Source organism: Shewanella sp. MMG014 (assembly GCF_018100775.1).
Classification (GTDB): domain Bacteria; phylum Pseudomonadota; class Gammaproteobacteria; order Enterobacterales; family Shewanellaceae; genus Shewanella; species Shewanella japonica.
The window spans coordinates 26,542-43,160 of the sequence record NZ_JAGJDZ010000017.1 but is presented as its reverse complement, the minus strand read 5'-3'; the positions used below and the strand labels follow the sequence as shown (position 1 = coordinate 43,160).

At 38.4% G+C, this 16,619-nt stretch carries 13 protein-coding genes and 1 pseudogene; all 14 read right to left on the bottom strand.

All coding sequences use genetic code 11. The features are described from left to right. Position 1: 1 nt before the first annotated feature. On the bottom strand, positions 2-532 hold the full coding sequence (gene tssJ / locus J8L86_RS20170; RefSeq protein ID WP_211031390.1) for a type VI secretion system lipoprotein TssJ: 531 nt from the start codon (positions 530-532) through the stop codon (positions 2-4). Beyond that, the gene (gene tagH, locus J8L86_RS20165) at positions 532-1,863 is read right to left on the bottom strand and encodes a type VI secretion system-associated FHA domain protein TagH (protein WP_211031389.1); all 1,332 of its coding nucleotides are present in this window, start codon (positions 1,861-1,863) and stop codon (positions 532-534) included. Before tagH ends, tssJ begins: the two co-directional genes overlap by 1 nt. Before the next feature lie 11 nt (positions 1,864-1,874). Next, positions 1,875-2,882, bottom strand: a complete 1,008-nt coding sequence (gene tssG, locus J8L86_RS20160; RefSeq protein ID WP_211031388.1) for a type VI secretion system baseplate subunit TssG — start codon at positions 2,880-2,882, stop codon at positions 1,875-1,877. Continuing rightward, positions 2,846-4,612, bottom strand: coding sequence for a type VI secretion system baseplate subunit TssF (gene tssF, locus J8L86_RS20155; protein WP_211031387.1), 1,767 nt, complete (start codon positions 4,610-4,612; stop codon positions 2,846-2,848). Before tssF ends, tssG begins: the two co-directional genes overlap by 37 nt. A 2-nt stretch (positions 4,613-4,614) precedes the next feature. After that, positions 4,615-5,040, bottom strand: a complete 426-nt coding sequence (gene tssE / locus J8L86_RS20150) for a type VI secretion system baseplate subunit TssE (RefSeq protein ID WP_211031386.1) — start codon at positions 5,038-5,040, stop codon at positions 4,615-4,617. Positions 5,041-5,046: 6 nt separating this feature from the next. After that, positions 5,047-6,522, bottom strand: a complete 1,476-nt coding sequence (gene tssC, locus J8L86_RS20145) for a type VI secretion system contractile sheath large subunit (protein WP_211031385.1) — start codon at positions 6,520-6,522, stop codon at positions 5,047-5,049. A gap of 89 nt (positions 6,523-6,611) precedes the next feature. Continuing rightward, positions 6,612-7,100, bottom strand: coding sequence for a type VI secretion system contractile sheath small subunit (tssB, locus tag J8L86_RS20140; RefSeq protein ID WP_211031384.1), 489 nt, complete (start codon positions 7,098-7,100; stop codon positions 6,612-6,614). A 961-nt stretch (positions 7,101-8,061) separates the two neighbouring features. After that, on the bottom strand, positions 8,062-8,604 hold the full coding sequence (locus J8L86_RS20135; protein WP_211031383.1) for a BsuPI-related putative proteinase inhibitor: 543 nt from the start codon (positions 8,602-8,604) through the stop codon (positions 8,062-8,064). A 486-nt stretch (positions 8,605-9,090) separates the two neighbouring features. Further along, positions 9,091-9,372 carry a hypothetical protein gene (locus J8L86_RS20130; protein ID WP_211031382.1) on the bottom strand — a complete coding sequence of 94 codons (282 nt, stop codon included), beginning with the start codon at positions 9,370-9,372 and terminating at the stop codon, positions 9,091-9,093. Between the two features lie 132 nt (positions 9,373-9,504). Next, complete coding sequence (locus tag J8L86_RS20125) at positions 9,505-10,983, bottom strand: lytic polysaccharide monooxygenase (RefSeq protein ID WP_211031381.1); 1,479 nt, start codon at positions 10,981-10,983, stop codon at positions 9,505-9,507. 1,318 nt (positions 10,984-12,301) lie between these two features. After that, a complete protein-coding gene (locus J8L86_RS20120; RefSeq protein WP_211031380.1) occupies positions 12,302-12,667 on the bottom strand; it encodes a response regulator in 366 nt (121 codons plus the stop codon). Between the two features lie 835 nt (positions 12,668-13,502). Continuing rightward, entirely contained in the window at positions 13,503-13,847 is a 345-nt protein-coding gene (locus J8L86_RS20115; protein ID WP_211031379.1) for a hypothetical protein, read from the bottom strand. A gap of 104 nt (positions 13,848-13,951) precedes the next feature. Further along, positions 13,952-15,772, bottom strand: coding sequence for a hypothetical protein (locus J8L86_RS20110; protein WP_211031378.1), 1,821 nt, complete (start codon positions 15,770-15,772; stop codon positions 13,952-13,954). 200 nt (positions 15,773-15,972) lie between these two features. Further along, a pseudogene (locus J8L86_RS20105) lies at positions 15,973-16,568 on the bottom strand (tyrosine-type recombinase/integrase). Between the last annotated feature and the right edge of the window lie 51 nt (positions 16,569-16,619).

Genomic DNA, 16,619 nt, shown 5'->3' with positions numbered 1-16,619 from the left:
TTTATTCCACTTTATCCAGCATAACTTCCTGTTCTTTAAATAAAATCAAAACGTGGTACTCCCTACCAATCGATTTGATCTTTATTACCTTTTTCCATTGTGAAACTTCTGGTTCACCAAAATGCGCCATGATCCCTATATAGCGAGTGTCCTCATTGACCGCAAACGGCTCAATAAACTTGAACTGTCCCGGTAACATAGTGAAATCACTGTGATCGATATAGTTTGACCCCAGTGCATCTTCAAAGTCAGCCGTTAGCGAGTCATAATCCGCAGCGAGCAGCTTAGAGTCATCTTCTAATTCAAAAAGTTGAAACTCGATAGGTGTTGAATCTCCATTAGGATTTTGATTAACGCTCTGTAGAGCCACTATGCTGTATGTGAGTTGTGTCGGTAGTTCTTTAGGTTCTCCAACAGGAATTGAGGGATCCCAGATCACCGCACCAACCTTTTTCGTTCCCTCCCAGAGAGAACCGCATGCTGTCAGCAGTCCCATCAAGAGAATGAGAAATACAAGACGCAAGGTTTTCATCATAAATCCTTTTGAATTTCACGTAATTTACGATCGTAGGCTTGCTCAAACACCTCCCAAAAAAGTTTTTCAAATCCTTTCTGGCGATTCGATGTCAACTCTTCGTAGTATTGCTCGTACATGGACCAAGCCCACTTATCTTCCGTTTCTAGGTTAAGAACACTGGATTTACGGTATTGCGTGAAACGTTTTAATAATTTAGCGGGAGAAAATGCGCCTAGAATGTAATCCAGCGCTTCTGTGATAGCAGATTGCACGGCCTCATTATGATGCTCAATAGACTTAAGGCTTTCTGAAATGGCAGCGGCTGATGAGAGATGAACTGGACTTCTGTCATGAGCAAACAGAGTTTTAACCGTGTCCTCATAACCTAGACCTAACCTGAGAGGGTTATCTTCAATAGGTTGCAAATTCTTATTCATTAACTCATAGCGACTATGATTTGCAGTGTGGTGTAAAGAAAGTATCCCAGTAATGGCAGCTTTAAGCGCAGCGCCAAAATCGACCGACAAGTCTTGCATATATTCACTATTTTGTGATGTTGCAATGTGTACACCCAACCCTCTAAATAACGGGCCAGTGGTAATATGTTCCCCTAGCTGCTCATTGTTTTTATCAAGTCCTGTGTGTAATTCAGATTCCAATAAATCTAAAGTCTTTTCGTCCATCGTAAACCCATCCAATTCTGTATTTTTCTTCAATGCAATCGCAGAATCTTGTGTATATTCAGAATCTGCTTGCATGGTTAACTCTCTGTCACTCATCGAAATGTCTGTATCGATTAGATTAATATCATCAAGTTTCTTCTCTTTCGTAGAGTCAAAACTCAATAAGTTTTCTCCGCTACGATTCTGCAATGCATCAAGCGCCAACATAGGATCGTCAATAGAAGTATCACCACTACGTTCTATCACCTGTGAAACCGGCTCTTTCATTAGGCCAGGCAGAACGATTTCACTGAAAATCTCAGGAAAGCCCTTGGTCATGCTTGCGGAAGGAACGGAGCTTAACCCCAATGAAATCCTGACCTTATAGAGCCCAATTTTTATCTCATCATTTTCATTTAAACTGGCAAGCCGACCCAGACCAATAGGTAAAGAAGAGTTATTAACGAATACCTCACCACAGAGATCTTCAAGACAAAACTGATCGTCAACCCACATGATCCGGCAATGTTGAGGTTTTATCTCTCCGCTTCTACCCTTTAAACACCAATCGGCATTAATATCACAACCTAAAACCCCACCTTCCTGAGTGAAATTGACAAAAGGCACTAGCCCTGATTCCAACATCTGAGAATTTACGATATTAAGGGATATTGTTTTATCCAAGCGTCACCTCTTTACTGCCTAATTTGTATTAACACATGCTGTTTTTCAATCTCAGCTTGTCCCAAAAAAGAAGACCAACCTAACTGACCAGCTTTTTCTTCCCCCAGCCTAAGCAAGGGAACCTCATTCGTTTTTAGCGTCAATTCAAAATCAAACGCCATCTGCTCTCGAAGTATCACTTCCATCACTTTACACAGAGGCATAAACTCCTTTCCTGAAGGAAGAAAATCTTGAAATCTGTGTAGCGATAGTTCTTTAATACAGAGCACAAATTTCCCTGTGATATCACCGACCTTTTCACCTAAAACCGTATCGATTCCCAGCTGAGAATTAAATAGGCCTAATTGGCACCGCTGTTGCTCTGGGATCTCAACATACCTAAACTCCCATTCTCTAATTGACACATTTTCAAGTTCGAAACAGTGTGCGATAATTCCAGCTACCGTCTGTGGCGAACGACTTCTTCCTGCCAACATGCCCGCATAAGCCAACATCTTGCACCAGTTAATTGGTGTTTCTCCGCGTATGTCTTCATTTGCCAGTCCCACAAGAGCAAACACTTGTGATGAAAAGTTATCAACAGCGTTTTCTTGAAAACGTATGTAATAACGATATTTACGCCAACTTCTGTAAAGCAAGGCGATTAATCGATTATTAAAAAAATCTAAAAAATCTCGTTTTATATTGCTATCGTCATGAAGTAACTCCTCCAGCATGTAGCTGGGCAGTGGCGATTGCGCCCCATTTAAGCCAAGAAAAGTCGTTTCAATCTGCACCCTCTCCTTTGGATGGCGTTCAATTCTAGTAACATCACTTGTGGGGAAACCTAAACTGGGGTTAGCAGAGAAAAACATACTCCCTTGGCTTTCCCACTCCTGTTCCTCTGGATTATTTCTATCTAATTTATGTATTAGCTCAACTATTTGAAAAAAATTATAGGAGCTACTATCTTCAGGGATAATGAGCTCGTCACTAACATCGATTAAATCAATGGCTGCTGACCTATTTGAATATCCCATGTGTACCTTTCCTGATTAGTTGCGTTAATGACAACTAACTGGTGAAATGAATTGATGCTAGCGTAGAGTGCAAAAAATCGGCTAAGTACACTGGCAAATAGATATAGATCACCTTCAGAACCAAAAAACTTTTGATCGAGCACGATTTCTGACATCAAGCCGCGCACCGGCATGCCTCGCAATATTCGCTCCGTCGGTTTTGACTCAATACTCATTATCCCATCAAGCCGTTTTTGCGTGATCCGCTCAGCTTGTCGGTCAATCAAAGATTTAAAATCATAGGCTCGAATAATCGAGCACAATGCATCTTTTGATAGCAATGAAAGGTAATTCAATGACAAGTTAGAGATTAAGGTCCATAGCATGCTGCCATCGATAACAGGTCGCAGGGATGTATTTGGCTCTATAATATTCTTAAAGGTGGCAAAATTTGGTGAGCTATCAGTAGCTACGCAGATATCACCTTTGCCTAATTTGGCAGGTAACTGACGATTAGTGCACGTCAAACTAACCGATACCGCTTCACTGGAATCAAAGCTTTGAGTCTCATCGCCTCTGACAAAAGAGATAAAGTGATCGAACCCATCTTCACGAATACTCTCTTTTACTCTTAGACGGTAATAAAGTGCCACACGCTCACGAGTCCGCTCAATCTCATGTTGAAAGCTTTCAAAAGGGGTATAGATACGTTCATCTCCACGAAAACGTCCAGAATCTGAATTTACCCAACCTTGCACTTTATCAACACTAAATATCTCAAAATGTGATGGTTTTCGACTCGATGGCGCAATGGGATACTCTATTTTTTTTCCTGTTAAATCGATCGGATCTGCATCATGCGTAAAAAGGTTGAGTACAGGAACACAGTAGAGCTGAAATGACTCATCCTTAATTAATACATCTGCTGGTAATGTGCGAGAAAACGTTAACTTAATAGAAAAGTTACCAGTTAAATCACTGGGTAGACATTTGAAAATATTACAGACATCAAAAAACATAAATGCCTCTGAAAATGAGAGATACTCTTGTAAAATACGATACCCTTCATAGACATTTTGGGGGTAAGGTAAGATGCCATCACCACTGGCAAACCCCACACATTTAAAACTAGATTTAGGCAGCAAGTAATAACGCTCACCGACATGGATCTCAATCCCTTCAAGATAATGATTCAGCCAGAGGTAAAGCATCTGTGCACTGTAATCTTGCCCTCCTAGGTAAAACCTTAAATCATCTAGCCCAATATCATTGAGTGTAAGATCGCTTAAGTTATCCAGGTAAATATCCACAATAGAGGCTTCTCTAGAGTGAAGTGAGTCAATATTATCCACCACTAAGGGGTAGACATTGACCTCTCTACAGGTTGTGAAATGACACACTTCGCCATCAACGGGATTTGTATCTAACAAGCAGCCTTTTTTAATTGTCTGCTTATGGCTTATACCACGCTCAATAGGCGAAAAGCACACAATACTGGTACTAGGTACAGGCCTAAGGTAGTTAGGCCACAACATATTGATCATAGAGTGAGTTAACTCCGGAAACTCATCATCTATTTTTTCACGTAGTCTACCCGTTAGAAAAGCAAAACCCTCTAACAAACGTTCCACATCAGGATCGGTATTGTTACCATGTAGATAGCGAGCCAATTGTGGGTGAAGATCTGAGAACTGCTTCCCCTGCTCTCTGAGGAAAGACAATTCATCCCTGAAATATTTGTCTTGAGACACTGCTAACCTACCCTATATGTTCGGTTACTATCTAAAAAGAGATCTATTTCGATCCTTTCCTGAACTGTTCTAACATTAATTTTTCCGTGGATATGAAATCTCAGACTAAATGGACAACTAGTATCATGCAAAACACGAATATCTAAATGAGTAAGTCGTGGTTCGAAACGCTCAATGCATGTCTTTATGCCCGCTTTGATCCTAACGCCTAAATCAAAGCTTCCTGAATTGGCGTCATTAAAATCAAACAATCCAAGCTCAGGACAACTTTGGGACTCTCCGACTCGCGTATTTAGCAGGCCGGAGATATTGCGTTTAATCGAAGCGATGACATATTCGATGGATTCATATCTATTCAAAGCATGGTCATTTTCATCACCTAAGCGTTGAAAAAAACTCACTCCAAAATTGTCGTCATGATTAAACAAGTGGACTTACTCCTGGTCTAGACGTCCAACCAAAGAGAGTTCGAAATTAGCTCCCATGTATTTGAAATGCGGTCGAACCGCCATTGAGACTTGGTACCACCCCGGATCGCCCTGCACATCCATCACTTGAATCTTAGCAGCGCGTAGAGGTCTACGACTTCTTACATCTGCAGGCGGGTTTTCCTGATCAGCAACAAACTGTTTAATCCAACTATTGAGCTCTCTCTCAAGATCTTGACGCTCTTTCCATGAACCAATCTGCTCACGCTGTAATACTTTAATATAGTGAGCTAGACGATTGATAATCATCATGTAAGGGATCTGAGTCCCTAACTTGTAGTTAGTCTCAGCCTCCTTGCCCTCTTTGGTATTCGGAAATACTTTTGGTTTCTGGATTGAATTAGCAGAGAAGAACGCTGCATTGTCGCTCCCCTTACGCATAGTAAGGCTAATAAAACCTTCATCAGCAAGTTCAAACTCTTTACGATCTGTAATGAGGACTTCTGTCGGAATTTTTGACTGCAATGCCCCCATTGATTCAAAAACATGAACAGGAAGGTCATCAACAGCGCCACCGCTTTGTGGGCCAATAATATTTGGACACCAACGATACTTGGCAAAGCTTTCTGTCAATCTGGTAGCTAAAGCAAATGCGGTGTTACCCCAAAGGTAATCTTCGTGGCTTGCATGAACACTTTCACGATAATTAAATGAGCCAATTGGGTTATCAATAGGATCATAGGGAACACGCAATAGGAATCTAGGCGCTGTGAGTCCTAAGTACCTTGCATCTTCAGACTCTCTTAATGAGCGCCACTTAGTGTATTTAGGGCTTTCGAATGTTGATTTTAGATCTTTTAAATTCGGTAATTCTTCGAACGAATCAATACCGAAAAACTCAGGACCAACAGACGATAAGAAAGGTGCATGAGCCATCGCGCCAACAGCTGAGACATACTGCAATAGCTTCATATCTTGTGAAGATGGCGTGAACGTATAATTCCCCACAATAGCCCCTATTGGTTCTCCACCAAACTGACCATAGCCCGAAGAGTACACGTGCTTATAAAGACCTGATTGGACCGTTTCCGGAGCAAATTCAAAATCATCAAGTAACTCACTTTTTGTGACATGAAGAATTTCAATCTTTATATTTTCCCTAAAGTCAGTTTTATCTACTAACAGTTTTAGGTTTCTCCACGATGACTCCATTTGTTGAAACGATTCATTATGTAGAATTTGATCCATCTGACGACTAATCGTTTTATCTAACTCGACCAACATTCTATCAACAAGCGCTTTATTGATTGGCTCACTGTTAGAATCAGTTTTAATAATATTGCTGATAAAGGCTGCTACCCCTTTTTTAGCAACATCATAGCCTTCATCGATAGGTGTTATCTTGGTTTGAGCCAAAATCTCATCTAGAAGATTACCATCGAATACTTGACTATTTTCCTGTGCTGTTTCCATTGATTCCATGAAATTTTATTCCTTAAATGAACCTTCAGTATTAGTAGCTAAACTGCCCACGTCATTCTTCCATATTTAATGAGGCCTGTACTTTCTCACTAGTTATCTAAAGTTTGAAGCTCTGCTAGAAGTTGTTCGCGAGAACCTTCGGTCTCAATTAATTCCTGCAGCTTAGTTCTAAATGATGGGATATTACCTAATGGACCTTTTAAAGCGACAAGAGCTTCTCTTAGTTCAATAAGTTTATTTATTTCTGGGACTTGTGTAGCTATGACATCTGGAGAGAAATCTTTCATGGAACTGAAATTTAATTCTATATTTAAATCATCAGATTCATTGTCAGTTAATTTATTCTTAACCGTTGTAGTAACAGATAGGCCACTTTCTTTCATTATTGATTCAAAGTTTGTTTTATTTATAGATACAGATTTTCTTTCTTCAAGCAGTGTATCTTCTGCATGACCTTTGAAGTCACCCACAATCAACATTTTAAGAGGCAACTCCATTTCTGCTTGTTGTTCACCAGTAGAGGGAACGTACTTTATGTTAATCCGTTCTCTAGGTGCAACTGTGGCATTTTTCCCCATTTTTTGTTCTCCAAAAAAACATTTTAAATGAATTATATAATTAATTTGAAAAACAATTTAAAACCAAACAATATATAAATGCTTATAAAAATGAATAAAAACAGGTAAAAAACAAAAAATTACAAATAGAGCTGGCGTTAAGTTTACAAAGCAAATCAACACTTATAGCCAACTATAATTTAACAATATAACAAGCTATTTTTAGGACGAGATTTGCTACCTGATTTCATCACGAAAAAGCAATTTGTTACAGTGTATTTTTAAATTCAGTTAATGAAGCCTTGAAGAAGTGACCACTGAGTAAAGGCTCCATCGAACTACTAAAAATAACTTAGCATTTAGGTGAATAAATAAGCTCTTGAACTAAATAGCTAAATAGCTGAATAGCTGAATAGCTGAATAGCTGAATAGCTGAATAGCTGAATAGCTGAATAAAACCTAAAACATTTCGCATATCAGGCAATGAATGAACGAAAGTACATCGCCTTTTTAAAGCTATAGATAGTATAATTATGACTTCTAGCCATTGATATATACAGTTATATTATTAATTGTCTTGAGCCTACGTAGCAAGCCACCTATCGAGAGTTTTTAAATAAATTAATCTACTACAAAACTTTCCAATATAGCTCGCCAAATATAAAGTTCTTAACAACAATACGGTTAGGGAATAGTTTACTTAGAATTGGTACGATAGAAATTTAATAGTTGAATACAACTGTATAGTTACCCCCCTAAAAGGAAGATGTAATACGTCCACGTTTGCAATGGAAGCCCGTTAAATTGATTGTCATATAATGGTTACTCAAAATGAATATTCGAAGTTCCTCGATATTTTAATTCTTTTCGTTATCTTTACGACTAACCTTTTAAAAGACGCTAATCTATTTCGTGAATCTATCCCCTCTACGAAGTTTCCTGCAATTTGAACAACTTTTCTCATTGCAACTGCTCAATACCATTAATTAACAACTAATGGTATTGAGCTAGCATTTAACAACATTGCATCATTTCTATTAATGGCTTGGCCTACAAACTTCAATCCCAAGTGATAACCTGACTCATTGACTTTGCTCATGATAATAGCTGGTACGCTAAAACTGCTGACTATTGCTTCACCAGGCGCTAAAGTAACTTCACGAAGTGCCAACTTATAAAATATATCTTCAGAAGAAGACCATAGTTTTTTTCCTTGTTGATCCATCAGCAATAAATCTGCTGTCATGCTTGTATTAAATCGTATTTTAACAGGCTCGCTTTGTGTATTAGTTGCAGTATAAGTTACCAACATTGGCTTAGTGCGATCACTATAAGGTTCAGCTTCAAACTGACCGATTAACAAAGTATGATCCTTGGAAGATTTTTCTATACCAAGCAAAATGGCTCCCCCCTTATCCTCCCCTTGAAGGGGGACTTTTTCTTCATTAAAACGATTATCATGCCCCATATTTGTTGCTGTACAACCAACAAGCAATATACTTAAAGAACCGACTATTTTTTTCATTTAAAATTCTCTCATTTTCGTTATCATCATTTAAAAAATTTATCGTTATTTATTGATAAGCAAATTAATTCTTAAACCCAGCGAGTTTCTCAGCCAATGCTAAACATAAAAATAAGATTAACTAATATTGCCAGTGTATTGGTAGGTTATTGGTATACGATCTTTAGTAGTAAGTAAAAGTGCCCCTCATCGCACACAGAAAGCATTTAGCGTACCAACTTGTATCCAATTGTTTTTATGAGGTTAAAATGCCACAACAAACAAATAGGGCAATATATAGCCCGAAGCCGAGCAATAAATGGCCTAACTAACTGAATGGCTAAGCCCTTTATTTTATGGGAGTTATAGCAAACTGTTTGATTTTGTCGAAATATCAACCAAATAAACCAAGTTTACAAATTCTTCTAATGTAAATTGGGAATACCCACTATATGGCAATCAACTTTCCTGACCGACATTATTCACCTGAGATCATCATGCAGGCCCTTAGTTATTACTTGGAAAATTAGGGGGCTCGTTGAAAATAGGTTGGCAAGTCTCTAGCATGAATAAAACATCCGATATTTGCTGTGCTACAAACGCTACAGTCACTTTATCGTTTTCTTTATCCGAAATGAGATAAGGACGAAGCTGCGTATCCCCTAACGATGTCTCCGTCAGTACCACACCACCAACCTCCTCACTTTTATGTCGAAAAATAATATAGCGTTGGCCATGACGCTCGAGTGATACTCCTGGAGGAAACCTTAATTGAGAACAGACATTCATTATTTAACTCAGGTTTTTGAATAAGTGCTATATTATGCCAGCCTATACTGAAGTGCTTGAAAAGCCAGTCGGGAATACCAACTGGCATAAAAAGTCACTCAACTTATTTAAGGCCGAGGCACAGCCAAAAACTTAGCGCCACACACCCCATTTACCTGTAGTACCAGGTTCTTCATCTTGAGTCCACCACTGAGCGGTCCAAGTTTTATTGTTATGTATAACGATTTCACCACCGGTATACACTGCCGATGCACTCCATTGTTCCTCTGGTTCAGGTTTCGGCTCAGTGCCTACATCTGATGGATTTACACCAAAGCTATAAACTGATTTATCTTCCTCACCTTGCCCAGTGACAGTGAGTTCAAAGCTGAAACTTTGAGCGTCATTATCGAGCATTGCAGTATTAATAATCAACTCATTATATTGACCTACTTCAGTCTCGATTGGCGTGCCACTCACTTGCACCCAAGCCACATGCTCAATATCACCCTGGCTGTTCGCTGGAGTTAATACGACATACTCACCATGTGACACTGTTGCATCAGTAATAGGCTTTAATACCGTTGGTGTAATGACGGCTTCGACAAAGTCATTCTTCTCAGAAATACTGAACTCACCATAGGCTTGAGCATTGTTTGAGTTAAAAAAATTATCATGTAGCTGGTTTTGAAAATACATATAGTGATTCATTTCAGTATGCCAGCGGCCAATAAACACATTGCCATCGTAATGCTCGTGGTAATAACCACTAACTTCAGAAGCTAATAAGCGATCCCAAGCCGATTGATTTTCTTCTGTGATGTTCAATGAAAAGCTAGAGTGAATTTCGCCATTTTTATTATAAACTTTGTAATTTACGGACTCGCCTATTTGTGGCGTAGTAATGCTCACCTCTTGCGGAATAAACGGATCTCCTTGCACTAAATATGGGTCTGTTGGCTCTGGTTCAATTGGGCCGTCACCAGTGATAGTGATATCGCTACAGTTATAAAAACCTTCACCGACTGGGTCTTCTCTTTGCCACCGTGTATACAAAATCGCATCACCTGACCGGTCTGCAGGTATTGAAATATTCATTCTATACTTTTTATCATTTCCAACAGCAACATTACCGTATTCTTTCAATAATACTAAATCATCCCAGTTAAGTGGCTTAGACACATCTACTCCAGGTTTGGTTAAATAAAATTGCCAAAATGAAGGGTTGTGTGGTGCAGTTGCATTAAACACATACTCAAATTCTCCAGGTGCTAATTCAGTACGTGTCCAAGCTGTATGCTCAGCGCCCATTCCCTGTTTTTGAGCATCATTGGCGTAACATAAGCTGCCATCAGGGATCGCCGCTTTCACAGTATCCATGTCGTTATAAGCTGGTATGTTAATAGCAAATTCGTTTCGCTGAACAAATGGATACGTACCAGAAATTTCTTTTGCTTGTGCACAAGCTGCATTCGGAGGAGTCCCACTCCATAGTCCACCTTGCTCATAACAAATTGATTGCCTTGCTTCTGGAAACTCAGCCCAACCATGAGCAAACGCTGTTGAGCTAGGAATAGCTATATATACTGCAGAAACCGCTGCCATTACACCTATGAGTCTTTTTGTTGTCATTGAATACCCTTTGTTTATATTCACTTATTTACTGACAAAAAATGCTAGAGCAGATTAGTAAAAATAACAACACCCCCCACCAGCAGTAAACACTTGATAAATAAGTTCTTTATGTAACACAATAGCTATTACTGAGAAATTTGGGGCATTGAGTTATAGATATATATACCCAAATAAATGAAACCGAGTCTGATGGGGCAAGCTATGTTTACTGCAATAAAGGCAATAACTGACTTAAAATCGACATGCTACAAAGTTTAAAATTTTTCTCTCGTATAAATACAGATTGCGTCGTAATGCGCAGTTAAAAAACTAGCAATAATAATCAATAATCAATAACCAATAATCAATAATCAATAATCACTCAATTCGCTAGTTTAAAAATGACAATTAAGTTCTAAACTGATAAATGCCCCATATTTTGTTTACTATTTTGAAAATATGAACGTCGTGGTGCTTCGCCCACATCCGAGCTCCCACCTTACCCCCTAAAAAAAACTCAGCCTTCCCCCCAAAAAAATGGTGAGAAGCGCGTAATTTTCAATGGGGTTTGAGCCACAATAGATTTAATTTCGTTTGTTGTTAACTTTTGATTTATTCGAAAGCTATGCTCATATCGATTTGAGCATCACGCTATTTTCTTCAACGTCCTTATTTCCAATTGAGTCTTTTTGCTGATTTGATAGTTGGACTTTGCCCTTTTAACTAATTAAATTGTTACGCACACAGTCAAATCGAAGAGGTAATAACCTTAGTATAGAAGATAAGTTGAGGTTCTAAAACATGGCGATGTTTCACAGTAAAAAAGGGTCTGAGTGAGAGACGTGGATACCAAACAGGTCGTTTAACATAGATTTATTTGTTTTCGATTAGCCCATATGAATGTGTTAACAGCATGTCTAAGAAGTATCTACATAAAAGCCTGCGGCAGATAATAGAATATATTAAAGTGATGACCTTCGATAATTGATTCAATAAATTTAAGTATCAAGTTGGTGACAGTTACTCATTTCTGCAAGCAAGTCTACATATCGTCTAACAAACGTGCAAAAACAAACACTAAGTTCACATAGTGACCTGTTTATTTGTTTAACTACATTAGATTTTTTATGTATCAAAGAAACATAAAGAACTTTTGCATAAAATGCCTCTTTTAGTTTGCTACTAGTTTAAAGAGGCAAGCTACGTTAACGCTAGAGTCTTCATTAGAATCCGATGCTTAAATAAAGCAAGTCGATATCTATCTTTGAAGCACAACCTGTTAATTGTTCTTATCAGTATTAAGTTAAGTTCCTTCCTTGTTCCCAATACTGAAAATTCAACACACATACTTTTCAATGGTTGCCAGTAATTTATTAGGTAATATAGGTTTGCAGAGGTATTCATCTGCACCAATTGTAAGTGCTAATTGTTGATCACACTCGTGAGTCAATGAACTGATGACGAGAACAGGTACATTTTCTATTTTTTCATTTTCCTTTATGTATTTAATCACTTGATAGCCGTTGACGTGTGGCATAGTGATATCAACAATTATTAAATCAGGTTCCATTGAAGACAATACTTCAATGGCACCAACACCAGAGTTCGCCGCTACCAGTTGGTAGTCATCATCTAAAAGCGCAAGTACCAGACTAACGTAAATAGGTTCGTCATCAACAAGTACAATTGTAGGTTTATCCATTGGGGCCTCATTATAATTTTAGTAAAAAGTACAGAGTTACCTATTAATTAACTCAATGAGTAATAAAAGTTGCAACTCAATTAAACATCGAATATTAGTTAATTCTTATCAGCTAACTCGATAACAAAGGTTATTTGTGTGTCATATACAGAATAGTTTTTGTAAAAGTATGAAAATATGGCTGAATACATACACGAATTAATATATTTTTTAAATTAATACATAATTATCTTGATTTGTTTAATAAACACCTAAAAAAACAAAAAAAACAATAAACATTGGCATTAAAGAAGCCTTACCTGCTTAAGAGTCATTCACAATGAAAGATACAACTTGAAGTGGATTACTAAAATGGCTATCTGATTGTAGGTGAGCCCCGTTATTTGATATAGCAGAGGTTTTATTTAATATCTAATCTTGCAAAACTTTGTAACGCGTTTTTGCCCATTATAATTTTCAGCTCTAACATGCGTGTTCGAATACAACCGGAATTTACCCAAATCCTGCTCATGTGACGGTAACAAGACTCATGCAGTAAAAATGGTTTTTTATGTTGGAAAGGTCGCTTCGGGACAAAAGCAACCCAGCTACATATTCAGTTGTTAGTAGCAAAAGTTAGTTCTTCATTCAGAAAAGCCGCCACGGTTTCCAAAGCAGTGATATCGACGCATGTGTGGTTGTCTAGCTTTGCTTCTTTGGTATGTTTAGGATACAGAAACCCTCTATCAGGTTGCGGTATTGAATGATCTGTTTGGTAAGGGTATCGCTGATGCGTAAATACATTCGCATTTCTCGTTAGGTCATCACGTAAATCTCTTTTATAGCGAATCAGGTACTAGTCGATTAAATAGAGGGCGTCACGGGGGTGTTTACTGCTCAAATTCGAAAAGAGTTGTAATAAATCATGCCCTTTTTCGTGCATAACAACTACACCTCTACCACCGCTCCAGTATGTTTTGGTTTGTATACTCTTTAGGTAGCACTCTATCGATAGTGATAACAGCACATAATAAGGAGTGCCACTTACTTTGCTTTTGTGCAGGGCCATTGCTGCATCATAGTAATCTTGGCCCTGAGAGCTAAACCCAAAGTCAACGATCTCATTCGTAGCTGTAATGGAACCCTTATCAAGCGCATCACTCCATCGTTTTTGAATTTTTGTTTGAGTCTTATTTTTCATAGTGTCTTATGGATATGTTGATGCTGTATGGATGAAAGGGACAAAAACGCCTTAAAATAAACCTCTAAGGCATAACTTATTTTTGAAGCGTTGGACTTGTTAGTTTATTGAACAAATAAGCTTATTAAGGCTTCAAGTTCTTCAGTTTTGTTGTAGTTCTGATCTTTATATTGTTTTTCTGGGTCTTTACCATTCTTTTGCTTTTTCTTTAACTCCTTGATAGCAGGGTTCAAGTGCAGTTTCACATCCTTAAGTTCATCTGCCAATCTTAGTAATGCAACCTGACTATTTGTCACCGTCGGTTTCGATGCAATTACTGCCGTAATTGCATTCAAATTACATTTTAGATAGTGTTCTGCATACGCACATAGCAGCTCTAGGTTTTTGACGCGAGCCCCATCATGAACCAGTATGTTTCTTGCACGGTATAGGCGTTTAATTTGCAGCGAAACCTTTTGAGTATGCTTGTCAATGTTTTTGGCTAAGCTCAAGGAGTCTTGACAAAGCTTTGAGAATGAATTTAAGCGATACTTAAAAAAAGGAAAGTCGTTGAGTTCTTGTAATATCTTGTTCGATTTCTCTGAACAGCGGAAGGTTGAAAACATTTCCAAAATAGTTAAGTTACTAATGTCAAATTGCTCCCCGTTATCTAGCGTAAAGAGAGTCTTGTTTATATGAGTAAGTGCCACCTTATATGTCCGCAACCTTTTGATCACATAATCAATAGCAATTGGTGGTACGGCAGCCAGAGTAACTTTTTCATCATCGCCGGGTTTATTGGTCTTTAGCGGCACATCACGAGTTAAGGCTTCTAAGGCAGTCCAATTACCAACAAATCTAGTCTCAATATTCTCAGTAGATGTGTTGATCCTCAGTTGACGATAAGCTCCAGCTAACTTTGTGTCCGTCAAAGAGTTATCGAGTGAACCGATAAACCTTTGTAGTTCATTATTGTCCATCTTGTGAATATGATTAGGTATTGGAGAGTGAAGACGAATTTGTTTTTCTATCTGGGTCGATGTATCAATCGATTTGAAATTCTTTGCAATTGATAGGTTAATATTTGGGATTGCAAAGCTTAATGCATCTAGAATTTCCCCAAGTTTATCATGCGCTTTTATACCTGCTGCGATTCGCGATCTTGCACTTATCTTCATTACCGCATTCAAGGTTTTATCATTATTAGAGCTTCGCTTTAAGCTCATTGAACCAAATGTCCATGTTGAACCATGAGCTAAGCGTTCAGCTAATTCTTTATTGCTGACTGACAATTCAATTTCGTATTCTTTACTTTCTTCCAGCAAGACGGTTTTTAGGTGCTGGTATCTATCGCTAAATTGCTCTTCACCATCGAATTTAGTTAGTAGATGTCGGTAATAATTATGTAACTCATTGATACTATAACCTGAAGCAATTAATCCTGAGATAATTGACTCTGTAACAACTAGGATTTTTTCAAGGTGTTCATGGCTATCATTTGGGTGTTCAGGGAAAACCAAGCTTTCGAGGTAATCGAGGCCAGTTTCGATATAATGCTTTTGTAATTGATCCACATACTCCACTAGATGGGAGCGCACTAGCTCTGGTGCTTTGTTTACCGGAGCTTCACCTTCTCCTTGATCGTTTGGGGTAGTAAGCGAGAGCATTTTTTTTGTCAGCTTATTAAATGCAGGCTTTGTGACAATTGGGTCTGTATTAAATATGTTATTTAGCTCGCTAGCTACAACATACCTTTTGTTTGCACCGCCGTAAGCTTCACCAAAATCAAGAAGAACCAACAACTCTTGACATCCATTTATGGAATGAAGGAAACTAGCTCTCTCACTGTCTAGACTTAATTCATGAGTCATGTTGAACCACGCACCAAGAAAGAAAGATTCGGTAATGGTCAGGTTTTGACTAAGTATGCCAGTATCAACTTTCAAGAGTTGCTCCTAATGGTGAGTTTTGCTATAGTTCTAACAAGAATACAGATTTTGATTGGTTAGTTCTAGTTAACTGGCTGATAAACCGAAAGATTGGTCTCGCTTCTGGATTGGTGCTATGTCCCACAGTCGTCTTGACCACCCTATGTGGCCCCACTGCTGACGTAGTGGGGCTTTTTTATAAGGGTTAATGCTAAATTTTACGTCTCACAACTCTCCGAAATCCTCAGCGCATCTTCAATCTCAACACCAAGGTATTCAATCGTACTTTCTAACTTAGCATGACCTAGAAGTAATTGAATAGCTCTAAGATTCTTCGTTTTAGCATAGATCAAAGAAGCCTTGGTTCTGCGCAGTGAATGTGTGCCGTATTGCGTTTTATCTAGTCCGATATCAGTAACCCACCGATTAACCATGGTGGTGTAGTAATGGTACGAGATGGGTTGCCCTTCACGGCGTGGACTTGGAAACAGGTAGTCTGTTGGTGACAATGAATTTTGAATGATCCACTGCGACAATGTTTGTTGAGTCTTGGGTATGATCTCGAAGTGTACTTCCTGCTGGGTCTTCTGTTGTTTGACGATGGTTCTCGAGATTACGCAGCCGCTTCGACTGATATCATGAACTTTTAATTTGAGTAAATCACAAGACCTCAACTTACAATCAATTGCCAGGTTAAATAGTGCCAGTTCAAACAGACGTTCTTCAAGTTCCAATCTGATACGAATACGCCAAATATTCTCAAGTTTAAATGCTTTTTTTGCCCAATTCTTTTTCCTTTATTCCAAGCTTCCATAATTTACTCCTCACTTCATAAAATCACTTTTAAGTAAGGCATAAATCAAAG